Below are 14,669 nucleotides of genomic sequence, written 5' to 3'. Positions count from 1 at the left end.
ACAGTTGGGGAAAATCGAATGGGGGAGGCGGTCTCGACACGGTCGAACGACAAACATCTGCGCGAATGTCATCGCGCGTTGACATCGTCTGCCGGCTTGACCATTAGCGCGGTAGGGATTTCGGCTGCCTGGAGAGGCGGCCTGGGGAAGATCGCGATGTCCAACCGGTCGTTCGAGGCCCGATGAGCCAGCCGCAGTATGAAATCGTCGATGCGGACGGCGCGGCCAATCTGCGCCTGTCCGGCGATTGGACGACAACGGCGCTCGGCCGGCTGCCGACCGAGCTGAGCCGCGACCTGGAAGGCCGCGAGATCGCAAGCATCGACACTGCCGATCTGGGCCGGTTCGACACCGCCGGCGCTCTGGCCCTGGTGCAGGCGTCCAGCGGGCGTCTGTCGAAAAGCCAGTGGAAGGACCGGCCCGAGGCCGGTCGCATCTACCACATGATCGAATTGCTGGAGCGCGAGAGCGCCCCAGCCCCCAAACGCCCCAGCGCCTTCATCCGCACCTTCGCCAAGATCGGCCGGGGCGTCTATGATTTCGGCGGCGAGGCCATGCTGTCGCTGGCCTTCCTGGGTCGGTTGATGGCGGCTGTGGTCGAGGCGGCCAAACATCCTGGCGGCATTCGCTGGCCCGCCTGGGTCAGCCAGGCCGAGCGGGCCGGGCTCGACGCCATCCCGATCGTCATGATCACCAACTTCTTCATCGGCGCCGTCATCGCCTTCATCGGTGTGGATCTGCTGACCGACTTCGGGGCCCAGGTGTTCGCTGTTCAGCTGATCGGCGTGGCCATGTTCCGCGAGTTCGCGGTCGTGATCGCCTCTGTCCTGCTGGCGGGGCGTTCGGCGTCTGCGTTCGCGGCCGAGATCGGCTCGATGCGGATGAACCAGGAAGTCGACGCCATGCAGGTCATGGGAGTCAATCCGTTCCAGGCGCTGGTGATCCCACGCGTTGCATCACTGGTGCTGATGCTGCCGCTGTTGACCTTCATGGGCATGATCGGCGGCCTGCTGGGTGGTCTGGTGGTGTGCTGGAGCTCATTGAATCTTGGCCCGTCCTTCTTCTTCCAGCGTCTGGTCGAAGACGGCACCATGGCGCAGCACCTGATGGTGGGCCTGGTGAAGGCGCCGGTCTTCGCCCTGGTCATCGCCGCCATCGGCTGCCGTCAAGGCATGTCGGTCGCCGGCGATGTCGAAAGCCTGGGGCGCCGGGTGACCGCCGCCGTGGTGCAGGCCATCTTCGCCATCATCTTTCTGGACGCCGTGTTCGCCCTGATCTTCCTGGAGCTGAACATATGACCGATGCACCGGAAAACATGATCGAGGTGCGAGGCCTGCTGAGCCAGTTTGGCGAGCGGACGATTCACGAGAACCTGGACCTCGACCTGGTGCGCGGCGAAGTCATGGGCGTGGTCGGCGGGTCCGGCGCGGGCAAGACCGTGCTGCTGAACACCATCATCGGCCTGAAGGAGCCCGAGGGCGGCACGGTCAATGTCCTGGGTTACGACCGCGCGACCCTGACCGATGATCAGTCGGCTGACATCGAGAAGCGGACAGGCATCCTGTTCCAGCAGGGCGCGCTGTTCTCGTCGCTGAGCGTACTGGAGAACGTCGCCTCGCCCCTGGTGGAGCACACGAAACTGCCCAAGGCGATCATCTATGAGTTGGCCGAGCTGAAGATCGCCATGGTCGGGTTGAAACCCGAACACCACCATCTGAAACCCGCCGAACTGTCGGGCGGTATGAAGAAGCGCGCCGGCCTGGCGCGGGCGCTGGCGCTGGACCCGGAACTGGTCTTCCTGGACGAACCGACGGCGGGTCTGGATCCCATCGGGGCGGCGGCGTTCGACGAGTTGATCCGGCAACTGGCGGACGACCTGGGTCTGTCCGTCTTCATGATCACCCACGACCTCGATACGCTGTACGCCATCTGTGACAAGGTGGCGGTGCTGGCGGACAAGCGAGTCGTGGAAAAGGCCACGGTGCAGGAGCTGGAACGCTCCGACCATCCGTGGATCAAGGAATACTTCCTGGGGCCGCGCGGTCGCGCAGCCACCAAGACGGCGGCCTGAGGAGAGCCGACTATGGAAAGAGACGCACATTACGCCGCGGTCGGGATCGCCACCGTCTGCCTTCTGGCGGCGCTGGCCGTGTTCACCATCTGGCTGGCCAGGCTGCAGTTCAACAGCGATTACGACATGTACGACATCGTCTTCTATGGACCGGTGAACGGCCTGTCTGAAGGCGGCGAGGTGCATTTCAACGGCATCCGGGTCGGCGAGGTGACCGACCTGAACATCGACACCAAGCGCGGCGACCAGGTCATCGCCCGCGTTCGCGTGGACGGCACCACGCCGGTGCGCGTGACCTCGCGCGCCCAGTTGGAGCCGCAGGGCATCACGGGCCTGAACTACATCCAGATCACCGCCGGCTCGCCCAACAGCGCCCTGCTGAAGGAACAGTATCCCGACAATGTCGTGCCGGTGCTGCAGAGCCAGCCGTCGCCGATCGCCGAGCTGCTGAGCGGTTCCGGTACGGTGCTGGCCCAGACGGTGGATGCGCTGAACCGGATCAACCGCGTCATGTCCGACGACAATATCCGCAGCTTCTCGACCAGCGTGAAGAACGTGGAATCCCTGACGACCGAGCTCGAAGCCCGCAAGGCCATCTTCCAGCAGTTGGAAGAGGCCGTGACCAACGCCAACGCTGCGGTGAAGGAATACCAGGCCCTGGCCGTCGATACACGCCAGATCATCAACACCGACGGTCGCCAGGCCATCGCCAACATCAACTCGGCGACGGCGGAGGCGCGCACGGCCATCGCCTCGGCCAACCGGTCGATCAGCGGGCTGGAGCGTCCGCTGGGCGATTTCACCACCAACAGCCTGCCGCAACTGTCCGGCACGATCGAAGAGCTGCAGGACGCCACCCGTTCGCTGCAGTCCCTGATCGACGATGTTCGCGCCAGCCCGCGCGACTTTATCGGTCGTCCCCAATCCAAAGAGCTGGAGGTGCAGCCGTGATCCTTCGTCCTGTCCTTCGAATGGCCGTCGCTACGGCCGCTATGGCCGCTCTGAGCGGGTGCGCCCTGCTGTCGAGCCCGGACCCGGTGCAGAACTATCGGTTCGGCCTGCCGGTCGAGGCGCCGTCGGCCGTGGGCGACACGCCTGCGCCGCTGACGGTCTCGATCCGGCGCATCGAGTTTCCGCAGGCGACTGGCGACGACCGCATCCTGGGCGTCACCGGGCTGGAGACGGCCTATATCGGCGGGGCGCGGTGGGTGTCGCCGGCCTCGACCCTGTTCGACGACAGCCTGAAAGCCGCCTTCGCCAATCGGGCCGACCGAATCCGCGTTCTGGGCCGTCGCGAAGCCGACACGCCGCCGCTGGTGTTGCAGGTAACGGTCACGACGTTCGAGGCGCGTTACGCCGCGCCGGGCGCCGTGCCGGACGTGGTGGTGACGGCGCGCGCGCAACTGCGCTCCACGCCTGAACGGCGCGCCGCGTCCGGCGGTACCATTCGCCCGGAGGAAGGGCGTTCGGTCGAACGCGTCTTCACCGTGACCCAGCCGGCCGGCGACAATCGCGTGTCGGCCATCGTCGCGGCCTTCGATACCGCCACGCGCGACATCAATACCCAGATCACCGACTGGACCATCAGTTCCGCCAACTGACGGCCGGTCGACCTTCATTCAGGGCTGCAGGACGAAGGCCTGCGGATGCGCTAGGCTGTCTCCGAATCTGACCCGGAGTTGTCATGAGTTTTTCCGCCACCGACGCCGCCTTCGAAGGCTTTCGGGTCGTTCGCCGTCATCCGTTCGTGGCCCTGGCCTGGGGGCTGGTCTATCTGCTGATGTATGTCGTCATGTTCGGCCTGGGCGCCGACAAATGGGCGGCCCTGATGGCGGCGGGCGAGGCGTTGGAACAGTCGGCCAATCCGTCGATGGCAGACTTCCAGGCCTTGGGTCAGGTCTATGCCGGCGCGCTGGCCTGGGCGGCCCCGGCCGGGCTGTTGATCGGGACGGTGCTGAGCGCCGCCGTCGCACGTTCAGTGCTGCGTCCTGAAGAGTCGCGCTGGGGCTATGTCCGCGTGGGCATGGACGAGGTGCGGGTGCTGGTCGTCAGCCTGCTGGTCAGCCTCATCGTCGGTCTGGCCTCCGGCGTGGGCATGGCCTTGGTGGGCGCCGCCATCGGCTTCGGCTCCGCGTCGGGCCAGCCTCTGCTGATCCTGGCGGGCGTGCTGCTGGTCTTCGCCGTCTTCGCCCTGATCGTCTGGCTGGCGATCAAGTTCAGCCTGGCCGTGCCGATGACCGTGGATCGCCGCAAGATCACGCTGTTCGAATCCTTCACCGCGACCAAGGGGCATTTCTGGGCGCTGCTAGGGATGGCCGTCATCGCGGTCATCATGTCCCTGATCGTCAGCATCCTGGGCATGATCATCGGCGCGGCGACCGACCTGATGACCGGTGGGATCAAGACCCTCGCCCGCTTCGACGGCGTCGGCACGATGCAAATCCTGGCCCAGGCCTGGCCGGCCATTCTAGTGTCGTCGGTTGTCAACGCCCTGATGTCGGCGCTGCAACTGGCTGTGCTCTATGCCCCGTTCTCGGCCGCTTGGGCGGCGCTGAAGCCGCGCTGATCTTTCCTGCTCCATCGCCGCCCATGTCGTGCGGCGATGGAGGGTCGGTCGGCTAGGCCGAAGCCTTTGCCCGCCTCTTCTTGGCCGGCTCGCCGACGGATCCGCCTAAAGCAGCGACCCGCGCCTTGCGTCGGGTTTCGTGCCGATCCAGCACCTCCTTGAGGTATTTTCCGGTCCAGCTGGCGCTGTTGTCCGCCACCTGTTCCGGCGTGCCGACCGCGACGATCTCGCCGCCGCCGTCGCCGCCTTCGGGGCCGAAGTCGAGCAGATAGTCGGCGACCTTGATCACATCCAGATTGTGCTCGATCACCACGATGGTGTTGCCGGCCTCGACCAGTTCCTGAAGCACTTCCAGCAGTTTGCGCGTGTCCTCGAAATGCAGGCCGGTCGTCGGCTCGTCGAGGATGTAAAGGGTGCGGCCCGTCGCGCGCTTAGACAGCTCCTTGGACAGCTTGACCCGCTGGGCCTCGCCGCCCGACAGGGTCGTCGCCGGCTGGCCGACCTTGACGTAGCCCAGGCCCACGCGCTCCAGCGTCAGCATCTTGTCGCGGATCGGCGGCACGGCCTTGAAGAAGGTCGCGGCCTCCTCGACCGTCATGTCCAGCACGTCCGAGATGGACTTGCCCTTGAATACGATCTCAAGCGTTTCGCGATTGTAGCGTTTGCCCTTGCAGACGTCGCAGGTGACATAGACGTCGGGCAGGAAGTGCATCTCGATCTTGATGACGCCGTCGCCCTGGCAGGCCTCGCAGCGCCCGCCCTTGACGTTGAAGCTGAACCGGCCGGGGCCGTAGCCGCGCGCCTTGGATTCCGGCAGGCCGGCGTACCAGTCACGGATCGGGCCGAAGGCGCCGGTATAGGTCGCCGGGTTCGAGCGCGGGGTGCGGCCGATGGGCGACTGGTCGATGTCGATGACCTTGTCGAAATGCTCCAGCCCCTCGATCCTATCGAAAGGAGCGGGGGCCTCTGATGCATTGTTCAGGCGGCGCGCGGCGGCCTTGTAGAGGGTCTCGATGGTGAAGGTCGATTTGCCGCCGCCGGATACGCCGGTGATGCAGGTGAAGACGCCGACGGGGATTTCGCCGGTGACGCTCTTCAGGTTGTTGCCGCTGGCGCCGCTGATCTTCAGCATCCGCTTGCGGTCGATGGGGCGGCGACCGTCGACGGGGATCTCGATCTCGCGTTCGCCGGTCAGGTATTTGCCGGTCAGGGACTTGGGATTGGCCATGACCTGGGCCGGCGTGCCTTCGGCGCAGACCTCGCCGCCGTGAATGCCGGCGGCCGGGCCCATGTCGATGACATAGTCGGCGGTCAGGATGGCCTCCTCGTCATGCTCGACCACCAGGACGGAGTTTCCGAGGTCGCGCAGGCCTTTCAGGCTTTCCAGCAGGCGGGTGTTGTCGCGCTGGTGCAGACCGATGGAGGGTTCGTCCAGCACATAGAGGACGCCGGTCAGGCCTGAGCCGATCTGCGACGCCAGACGGATACGCTGACTCTCGCCGCCCGACAGGGTGCCGGAGGCGCGCGACAGAGACAGATAGTCGAGGCCGACGTTATTCAGGAACCGCAGCCGGTCGCCGATCTCCTTCAGGATGCGCCGGCCGATCTCCATCTGCTTGTCGCTGAGCGCCTCGGGCAGGGCCTGGACCCAGTCGTAGGCCTTCTTGATCGACAGGGTGGAGACATCGGCGATATCCTGGCCACCGACCTTGACCGCCAGGGCCTCGGGCTTCAGCCGCTTGCCGTGGCAGGCGTCGCAGGGCGTCTCGGACTGGTAGCGGGCCAGTTCCTCGCGCACCCAGGCGCTGTCTGTCTCGCGCCAGCGGCGCTCCAGGTTCGGCAGCACGCCCTCGAACGGCTTGGAGACCTCGTATTTGCGGGCGTTGTCGTCATAGGTGAATTTGATCTTCTCGGCGCCGGTTCCGTACAGGATCGCCTTGTGCGCCGGGGCCGGAAGCTCGCGCCACGCCACGTCCATTGAGAAGCCATAGTGGCGGCTGAGTGACTGAAGCGTCTGTGTGTAGAGGGGCGAGGGACCGCGCGCCCACGGAGCGACCGCACCCTTATGCAGGGTCTTGTCGCGATCCGGGATCACCAGATCGGCGTCGAAGGCCAGCTTGACCCCCAGGCCGTCGCAGACCGGGCAGGCGCCGAAGGGATTGTTGAACGAGAACAGCCGCGGCTCGATCTCGCTGATGGTGAAGCCCGAAACCGGACAGGCGAACCGTTCGGAGAACAGCAGGCTGCGCGGCGCCGTCTCGCCCTCGGCCACGCTGGCCCATTCGGCGTTGGCGATGCCGTCGGCCAGACCGAGCGCGGTCTGAAGACTGTCGGCGTAGCGGGCTTCTTGGTCAGGCTTGGTGACGATCCGGTCCACGACGATGTCGATGTCGTGCTTGAACTTCTTGTCCAGGGTCGGAGCTTCGTCGATGGCGTAGAACTGGCCGTCGATCTTCAGGCGCTGGAAGCCCTGACGCTGCCACTCGGCGATTTCCTTCTTGTACTCGCCCTTGCGGCCCCGGACGACGGGGGCCAGCAGCAGGATGCGCTCGCCGTCGGGCAGGGCGACCAGCTTGTCGACCATCTGGCTGATGGTCTGGCTTTCGATCGGCAGGCCGGTGGCCGGCGAATAGGGCACCCCGACCCGCGCCCACAGCAGGCGCATATAGTCGTGAATCTCGGTCACCGTGCCGACGGTCGAGCGCGGGTTCTTGGACGTCGTCTTCTGTTCGATGGAGATGGCCGGCGACAGGCCCTCGATCAGGTCCACGTCCGGCTTGCCCATCAGTTCCAGGAACTGGCGGGCATAGGCCGATAGGCTCTCGACATAGCGCCGCTGGCCTTCGGCGTAGATGGTGTCGAACGCCAGCGACGACTTGCCCGAACCCGACAGCCCGGTCATCACCACCAACTGCTCGCGTGGGATGTCGAGGTCCACGCCCTTGAGATTATGCTCGCGGGCGCCGCGAACGCGGATGAAGTTATGCTTTTCGGTCATGCTGTCCGGAGAACGCGGAGGAGGGCCGGTCGGGTCCGGCGCGACATCGCTATATGGGGATGAATCGCAGGATTGAAGCAAGAACAATGTGTGAACATTGCGGGGATCCGCAGGCTGGGTTATCGTCGCTGCATGGCCGATGGTTTCGACATCCATCTGAACGAAGATCAGGCGCGCCGGCTGAAGGCTGCGGCCGAGGCGGCGGGCGTTGAGCCGACGGCCTATGCCTTGAAAGCGCTGGAAGGCGTGATCGGCGATATCAGCATCACAGGCGTCAGCGAATATCCGGCGGCTTGGGTCGCGGAGGACGCCGAACGCTGGGCGGAATATGAGCGGACGGGCGTGACCATTCCGCTGGAAGAGGCCTTGCAGGACTTCCACGCCAATCTCGCTCGGCGCCTGGCGGAGAAGTCGTGAACTATAGGGTCCGTTTGCTGCCGCCCGCCCGCAGCGATCTGATCCGGGTCTCGAATTTTCTGGCCGACGTTGCGCCGAACGCCGCTCTACGCGCTGCTGATGTGCTGGACGAGGCGCTCAGGACACTCGAAACCTTTCCTGAGCGTGCGCCGAAGAACCAGTTTGGCGGTCGAGACATGATCGTACGATTTGGGCAGGCTGGTTATGTCATCCGCTATCATGTCGAGCGGGCGAATGTCGTCATAACCCGTATCTTCCATACGCTGGAGCATCGTTCGTCCTGACTTAATCTGGCGTCCAGACCTGCGTCGGCCGCGCGAACCGCTCGCCCTTGGCCAGAAGCGTCCCGTTGGCGGTTGCGATCCCCAGTTCCAGGCTTTCGGCGATGCGGCGGGCGCGTTCGATGAAGTTATTGGCGGCGACAGGCGGGCACAGGTCGCGGGCGGTCTCGACGAACAGCTCCAGCCAGCGGTCGAAATGGCGGGCGTCGATGGGCAGGGGCAGGTGTTTGGGCATCGGCCGGCCCTGATAGACGCCGGTCGAGAGCGCGATTGACGACCAGAACAGCTTCATCTGCGCCAGGTGCGGCGCCCAGTCGGTGATGCGGGCGGCGAAGATCGGGCCGATCAGGGCGTCGTCGCGGACGCGGGCGTAGAAGCCTTCGACCAGGGCGTCGATCATGGCCTCGTCGATGCCGGTCTCGTCACGCAGGCGCTGGACCGCTGCCTCGCGGCGCGCGGCGGCGCCGGCGGGATCGTCGATGCGGAAACGGCTTTCCATGGCTGTCGGTGTAGCCGGAGCGAGCCTATTGGTCGAGGAAGTCGCCGGCGTTGAAGGACAGGATGCAGACGGGATCGCCGCCCGCTGCATCGGTGGAGCAGGCATCCACGCCGAACAGATCGGCCTGGACCTTGGCGGTGGAGCGGAAGGTGCGGCCGTCGCGCTGGAACACCGAGCCGATCTTGTCGCTCCACGGGATCAGAGCCGTCGCGAAGGCGGCGGCCGGCGCGCCGGTGCAGGTGAACAGCAGGAACTCCGCGCCGCGCCCGTCATCGGTGCGGCGATAGGCGCCGGCGGCGACGGCCTGTGCGAGGCAGGCGGCGTAGAGGCGGGCATTCGGCGTCGGGTCCTGGGTCGGAACGGCGGCGTAGTTTGGAGGCGCGGGCAGGGCATCGGGCGCGGTGGCGCAGGCGGCAGAAGCTAGAGTGGAAAGCAGGGCGAGAGCGGCGACGGGCTTCATGAAAGTCTCCTGACGGTCAAGCTTCTCACGCGGCCGTGTTCGATGCCAGACTTGCGCATTGCAGGATTACGACCCATCCTCCTTGTTCTGACGCGTTTTGCAGAAGGTTTGACGATCATGATCATCGCATTGGCCACCGGTTCCGCCCTGTCCGCCATGCTGCTCGTGATCCTCAATGCCAACCAGCCCAAGCCGAAACGCGTCCCCGTCCGCACGCGCGACACTCGACAAGGTCGCCGCTAGGACGCCGGACGGCGTAACCCTATTCGATAATCTGAGCCTGACGTTCGGGCCCGAGCGCACCGGCGTCGTCGGTCGCAATGGCGCGGGCAAGAGCACGCTGCTGCGGCTGATCTCGGGCGCTGCCGCGCCGGCCGAGGGCGTGGTGGCGCGGACCGGCTCGGTCGGTGTGCTGGATCAGCGGTATGACCCTGCGCCTAATGAGACGGCGGCGCAGACCCTGGGCGTCGCAGAAGACCTGGCCATCATTGCGCGAGTGTTGGCCGGCGACGGCACGGCCGATAACTTGGCGGAGGCCGACTGGACGCTGGAGGCGCGGCTGGGCGAGGCGCTGGCGGCTGTGGGACTGTCGGGGGTGGCGCTGGATCGGCTGACCGCCAGCCTGAGCGGGGGCGAGCAGACGCGGCTGAGGCTGGCCGGCTTGATGCTGGCGCAGCCGAACCTGATCCTGTTGGACGAGCCGACCAATCATCTGGACGTCGAGGCGCGGGCGCTGGTCGCCGAGGTGATCGGGCGCTGGGACGGCGGGGCCGTAGTGGTCAGCCATGACCGCAACCTGCTGCGTCGGATGGACCGGATCGTGGAGGTGTCGGGCCTGGGCGTGGCCATCTACGGCGGCGGCTATGACCTCTATGTCGCGCGCAAGGCGGCCGAGCGGGAGGCGGCGGAGCGAGGGCTGGCCGAAGCTGAGCGCGACGTCGCACGGGCGGGCGCAGAGGCGCAGAGGCGAACCGAAACCAAGGCGAAGCGCGACGCAGCGGGGCGTCGCAAGGGCGCCAAGGGCGACATGCCCAAAATCCTCCTGGGCGCACGGGCCGAGTGGGCCGAGAACAGCGGCGGGCGCGACCGGCTGCTGGCCACGCGACAGGCCGAAGCGGCGCAAGGCGCGCTGGCGGCGGCGCAGGAGCGGGTGGAGCGGACGCGGGCGCTGGCGATTCCGATGCCGACGACGGGACTGGCGGCCGGGCGAACGGTGCTGACGCTGGATCAGGCGTCGTGGGCGGCGCCCGAGGGGCGGACCATCGTCGGACCTATCTACCTCAGACTGGTCGGGCCGGAGCGGGTGGCGGTGACCGGGGCGAACGGGGCGGGCAAGACGACCCTGTTGCGGCTGATCACAGGCGATCTGGAACCGACGGCGGGGTCCGTCGAGCGGCCGGTGCGGGCGGTTCTGCTGGATCAGGAGGCGGCGATTCTGAAGCCGGACGAAACGCTGGTCGAGGCGTGGCGGCGGCTGAACCTGCAAGGGAGCGTCAACGACGCCCAGGCGGCGCTGGCGCGGTTCCTGTTTCGCAATACCGCGGCCCAGCGCCGGGTCGGGGATCTGTCAGGCGGCGAGCGGCTGAGGGCGGCTTTGGCCTGCGTTATGACCGGGACGACGCCGCCGCAACTGCTGGTGCTGGACGAGCCGACGAACCATCTGGATCTGGACGCCATCGCGGCCGTGGAGGCGGCGCTGGCCGCCTACGACGGGGCGCTGGTCTTGGTCAGCCACGATGCGGATTTCCTGGCCGCGCTGGAGGTCACGCGCACCTTGGTCCTGTGACGGGTTGAGGCCGTCAGCCCCAGGCTTCGACGGCGCCCTTGCGGCGGACCATCGACGGGCTGCTGAGTTGGGTGCGGGGTTCGGCCTCGGCGCGCCCGAACAGCCAGCCTTGGCCGTATTCGACGCCTGCGGTCTTCAGCTCGGCGGCGACGCCGTCGGTTTCGATCATCTCGGCGATGGTTTCCAGCTTCATCGAGCGGCACAGTTCCACGATGCTGTGCAGCATGGCCCTTGACCGTTCGTCCGTCTGGATGTCGCGCACGATGGCGCCGTCTATCTTGACCGCATCGACCGAGAGCTTTCGCAGATAGTCGAAGGCGGCGGCGCCCGCGCCGAAGTCGTCGATGCAGACCCTGATGCCGGCTTCGCGCAGGGCGGCCAGACGACGGTCGGCGGCCTCGATGTCGGCGAGGGCCGAGGTCTCGGTGACTTCGACCATCAGGCGTCGACGTTCCTCGGGCGCGCCGGCGGTCATGCGCAGCAGGTGTTCGACATAGGAGTCGTCGCCCAGCGAGGCGCCGGAGACATTGATCGCCATCTTCAGCAGGCCGGCGCCTGACTGACGCATCCGCTTAAGCACCTTTTCCGCGACGGCGAGATCGAAAGATTTGATCAAGTCCAGCTCCTCGGCCATGCGGATGGCGTCGGCGGGGCCGCTGTTTGAGTTGAAGCGGGTCAGGGCCTCGAAATGATGAACGGCGCGAGTGTCGAGGTGGACGATGGGCTGGTAGTGCACCTGGAATTCGCGCGACTTGACCAGGCTGCGGAAGGTCTCGGCGTCGCGGAAGGTGCGTTTCAGCGAGTCCGCGAAGGCGATCTGCGGATTGATCAGGCCATCGCCCTTCAAACAGCCCTCTATGGCGAACCGCATGGCGCGCAGGACGCACAGCGAATCCGATCCAGGCGGCACGGGTGAGCTGAAGGCTTCGGCGCCGAGGGACAGACCTTCGGCGCGGCCCGCTTCGACGATTTCGGCGGCGATGTCGCGGCGGTCGTTGGCGGGACGCAGCAGGGCGAACCGCACGCCGGTCACCTGGGCCGCGCTTGATCCCTCGACGGCGGCGGATTGCAGGGTCGCCTCGATGCGGCGGTTCAGACGGTCGGCAGCGTCGCCACTGACGTTCTCCAGACCGCGAATGTCCAGGAAGGACAGGGCGAGGTCCGTGTTCGTGTCAAGCACCCGTCCGGCGTCGGCCAGGAATTCTTCCGCCTCCAGCAGAGGGCGGGTCTCAAGATCTTCGAGCGCGAAGGCCGGGCCTTCATAGGATATGGCGCAGGACACGGCCGGCGCCATCTGCGGCAGCACGAAGGCCCGGAACGTGGCGCGACGCACGCGGTCGGGTCCTGCCGCCACGAGAATGGACGTCGAAGGAATGCGGACGCCGGACTTCATCTTGCCCAAGGCCGTCAGGGTGGATGCGCCCTCGTGCAACAGATCGAGAAGCGGTCGGCCGGTCCAGGTCGCGCCGGCGTCCTCGCCGGCCGAGGCTCCGGCGCCGATCGCGAAGGAGACAACGCCCTTGGAATCCACCTCCACCAATGTGTCGGCGGATGCGAAGGCCAAGCCTAAGAGGCGGGTGGTCAGCGTCATGAAGACATGCTGACACGCAGTCGCTTAAAAAATAGGCAATAATCCTTAGCCGCGAACCGTGATTTGCGGCCTTGATGACGTCGCCCCTCAGGCCATCCGGTTCAGGGCGACGGCGCGTCCGTCCCCCAGGGATGCGCGGCCATCGGCGGCATAGGCGGAGGCCGGCGTGCGGGCGGCGGTGACTTCTGCCGCGATGGCGCGGACCAGGCCCTCTGAAATCTGACGGGCGGCGTCGACGGCGCGTCCGTGGCGGGTCAGAACGGCGTCGAACTCGCGAGTAGCGTCGATCAGGGTCTTGCGATCTTCGAGGGGCGCGCCGCTCAGCAGGGCCGGGTTCGCCTTCACGTGGGCGGAATCGCGACGATAGAGATTGGCCATCTCCTGGGTTTCGGCCAGGCCTGAGGCCACGTCCTGTGGGCGGCCGTCGGCGAAGGCGAGGGTCTCGGCTTCCAGGCGCTCGGTCAGGCGCAGCGTCAGGGTGGTCAGTTGGCGCACGCGCGCCTGGGCCAGTTCGGTATCGCTCATTGCCGCCCCTCCTGCATCTTCAGCATTTCGGCCATGACCGTGTTGCTCAGGCCGATGCCGCCGGCCTTGACCGTGCTCTTGGCCATCTCGTCCAGCATGAAGCTGCGCCAGGTCGCCTCGCCCTGACCGCCGCCGAACAGGCCGTCGGTCGAAATGCCCTCGAACATCGGCTTCAGCATCTGCGAGATGAAGGTGGCCTCAAAGGCCTTGGCAGTTTCCTCGATCTTGTCGCGGTTCGGCGCCGTGGGCGCGGCCGCAGCGGGCCGCAACAGATCGGGGGAGACGGTTAGGTCGCTCATGCTCACATCACCTCGATGTCGGCCTGAAGGGCGCCGGCGGCCTTGATGGCCTGAAGAATGCTGATCATGTCGCGCGGGCTGACGCCCAGGGCGTTCAGGCCGTTGACCAGGGTGGACAGGTTCGCCCCGCCCCCAACCATCCGCATCTGGGTGCCGAGGTCCTCTTCGACGCTGACCTGGGTGGACGGCACGACGGCGGTCTGGCCCTGGCTGAACGGGGCGGGCTGGCTGACGATCGGCTGTTCGTCCACCGAGATGGTCAGATTGCCCTGGGCGATGGCGACGCGCGAGATGCGGACGGCGTCGCCCATGACGATGACGCCGTTGACCTCGTCGATGATGACCTTGGCGGGGGTATCGACGCTGACCGCCAGGTTCTCGATCCGGCTGATGAAGCCCGCCATGCCCAATTCGCCGGGCGCGCGCAAGGCGACGACGGTGCCGTTTTCCGCCAGGGCCGAACCGGGGTAGGCGGCGTTGACCACGGCGGCGACGCGCTGGGCGGTGGTGAAGTCGGGGTTGCGCAGGTTCAGGCGCACCTCGTTCATATTGGCCATCTGGAAGCCGGTCTCGCGTTCGACCACGGCGCCCGAGGCGATGCGGCCGGCGGTCGGAACGCCGCGCGTCACCGACGATCCCGAACCGCCCGAGGCCGAGACGGCGCCGGTCTGGACCGAGCCTTGAGCCACTGCATAGACCTGACCGTCCGCGCCCTGCAGGCTGGTGACGACCAGCGAACCGCCAAGCAGGCTCTTTGCGTCGCACATCGAGGCGACCGATACGTCGATGCGCGAGCCGGGCGTGGCGAAGGCCGGCAGGTCGGCCGTGACCATGACGGCGGCCATGTTCTTGGTGTTTGCGTTGGCGCCGCGGATGTTGACGCCCAGCCGCTCGGTCATGCCTTCCAGCGACTGACGGGTGAAGGGGCAGTTGCGCAAGCTGTCGCCCGTGCCGTTCAGCCCCATCACCATGCCGTAGCCGACCAGTTGGTTGCCGCGCACGCCCTCGACGGCGGCGATGTCCTTGATGCGGGACTGCGACTGGGCCAGCGCCGGCGTCGCACCGCCGGCGACGACGAGCGTCGCGGCGACGGAGGCGATGAGGCGGGCAAGCAGATTTTGCATCGGTCAGGCGTCCACGCAAGGTTACGCCTCTTTCACTGCGAGGATCGTGCCG

The 14,669-nt window shown here is 66.6% G+C and carries 15 protein-coding genes; 8 read left to right on the top strand and 7 right to left on the bottom strand.

The features are described from left to right. The first annotated feature begins 182 nt into the window (after positions 1-182). The 5 genes from ACP693_RS00580 (at position 183) to ACP693_RS00560 (ending at position 4,637) form a co-directional block, all read left to right on the top strand. Positions 183-1,298, top strand: a complete 1,116-nt coding sequence (locus ACP693_RS00580; protein WP_409715665.1) for an MlaE family ABC transporter permease — start codon at positions 183-185, stop codon at positions 1,296-1,298. After that, positions 1,295-2,071 carry an ABC transporter ATP-binding protein gene (locus ACP693_RS00575; RefSeq protein ID WP_426016215.1) on the top strand — a complete coding sequence of 259 codons (777 nt, stop codon included), beginning with the start codon at positions 1,295-1,297 and terminating at the stop codon, positions 2,069-2,071. The genes ACP693_RS00580 and ACP693_RS00575 overlap by 4 nt, the downstream gene beginning before the upstream one ends. A gap of 12 nt (positions 2,072-2,083) precedes the next feature. After that, the gene (locus ACP693_RS00570; protein ID WP_426016216.1) at positions 2,084-3,022 is read left to right on the top strand and encodes an MlaD family protein; all 939 of its coding nucleotides are present in this window, start codon (positions 2,084-2,086) and stop codon (positions 3,020-3,022) included. Continuing rightward, positions 3,019-3,672 carry an ABC-type transport auxiliary lipoprotein family protein gene (locus ACP693_RS00565; RefSeq protein ID WP_426016218.1) on the top strand — a complete coding sequence of 218 codons (654 nt, stop codon included), beginning with the start codon at positions 3,019-3,021 and terminating at the stop codon, positions 3,670-3,672. The genes ACP693_RS00570 and ACP693_RS00565 overlap by 4 nt, the downstream gene beginning before the upstream one ends. A gap of 83 nt (positions 3,673-3,755) precedes the next feature. Then, positions 3,756-4,637, top strand: coding sequence for a hypothetical protein (locus tag ACP693_RS00560; RefSeq protein WP_426016220.1), 882 nt, complete (start codon positions 3,756-3,758; stop codon positions 4,635-4,637). Positions 4,638-4,689: 52 nt separating this feature from the next. Here ACP693_RS00560 and uvrA read toward each other — a convergent pair whose 3' ends face one another. Then, a complete protein-coding gene (uvrA, locus tag ACP693_RS00555; RefSeq protein WP_426016221.1) occupies positions 4,690-7,635 on the bottom strand; it encodes an excinuclease ABC subunit UvrA in 2,946 nt (981 codons plus the stop codon). Positions 7,636-7,725: 90 nt separating this feature from the next. Between uvrA and ACP693_RS00550 the strand changes: the two genes are divergently transcribed. Beyond that, on the top strand, positions 7,726-8,052 hold the full coding sequence (locus ACP693_RS00550) for a hypothetical protein (RefSeq protein ID WP_426016223.1): 327 nt from the start codon (positions 7,726-7,728) through the stop codon (positions 8,050-8,052). A gap of 14 nt (positions 8,053-8,066) precedes the next feature. Continuing rightward, the gene (locus ACP693_RS00545) at positions 8,067-8,336 is read left to right on the top strand and encodes a type II toxin-antitoxin system RelE/ParE family toxin (RefSeq protein WP_426016224.1); all 270 of its coding nucleotides are present in this window, start codon (positions 8,067-8,069) and stop codon (positions 8,334-8,336) included. Between the two features lies 1 nt (position 8,337). Here the strand turns inward: ACP693_RS00545 and ACP693_RS00540 are convergent, their stop codons facing one another. Both ACP693_RS00540 and ACP693_RS00535 read right to left on the bottom strand, forming a co-directional pair. Further along, positions 8,338-8,832, bottom strand: coding sequence for a group III truncated hemoglobin (locus tag ACP693_RS00540; protein WP_426016226.1), 495 nt, complete (start codon positions 8,830-8,832; stop codon positions 8,338-8,340). A gap of 25 nt (positions 8,833-8,857) precedes the next feature. Then, complete coding sequence (locus ACP693_RS00535) at positions 8,858-9,292, bottom strand: hypothetical protein (RefSeq protein ID WP_426016227.1); 435 nt, start codon at positions 9,290-9,292, stop codon at positions 8,858-8,860. A gap of 175 nt (positions 9,293-9,467) precedes the next feature. On the opposite strand from ACP693_RS00535, the gene ACP693_RS00530 reads away from it, so the two are divergent. Continuing rightward, positions 9,468-11,078, top strand: a complete 1,611-nt coding sequence (locus ACP693_RS00530; RefSeq protein WP_426016228.1) for an ABC-F family ATP-binding cassette domain-containing protein — start codon at positions 9,468-9,470, stop codon at positions 11,076-11,078. Between the two features lie 13 nt (positions 11,079-11,091). Here ACP693_RS00530 and ACP693_RS00525 read toward each other — a convergent pair whose 3' ends face one another. The 4 genes from ACP693_RS00525 to ACP693_RS00510 all read right to left on the bottom strand — a co-directional run bounded on the left by ACP693_RS00525 (position 11,092) and on the right by ACP693_RS00510 (position 14,608). Further along, on the bottom strand, positions 11,092-12,669 hold the full coding sequence (locus ACP693_RS00525; RefSeq protein WP_426016230.1) for an EAL domain-containing protein: 1,578 nt from the start codon (positions 12,667-12,669) through the stop codon (positions 11,092-11,094). A gap of 87 nt (positions 12,670-12,756) precedes the next feature. After that, positions 12,757-13,194, bottom strand: coding sequence for a flagellar basal-body protein FlbY (locus tag ACP693_RS00520; protein WP_426016232.1), 438 nt, complete (start codon positions 13,192-13,194; stop codon positions 12,757-12,759). Further along, the gene (locus ACP693_RS00515; RefSeq protein WP_425984513.1) at positions 13,191-13,493 is read right to left on the bottom strand and encodes a rod-binding protein; all 303 of its coding nucleotides are present in this window, start codon (positions 13,491-13,493) and stop codon (positions 13,191-13,193) included. The genes ACP693_RS00520 and ACP693_RS00515 overlap by 4 nt, the downstream gene beginning before the upstream one ends. 2 nt (positions 13,494-13,495) lie before the next feature. Then, complete coding sequence (locus ACP693_RS00510; RefSeq protein ID WP_426019557.1) at positions 13,496-14,608, bottom strand: flagellar basal body P-ring protein FlgI; 1,113 nt, start codon at positions 14,606-14,608, stop codon at positions 13,496-13,498. Positions 14,609-14,669: the final 61 nt, after the last annotated feature.

It is taken from the genome of Brevundimonas sp. TWP1-3, assembly GCF_049896085.1.
In the GTDB taxonomy this organism is placed as follows: Bacteria; Pseudomonadota; Alphaproteobacteria; order Caulobacterales; family Caulobacteraceae; genus Brevundimonas.
This window is presented reverse-complemented; position numbering and strand designations above follow the sequence as displayed.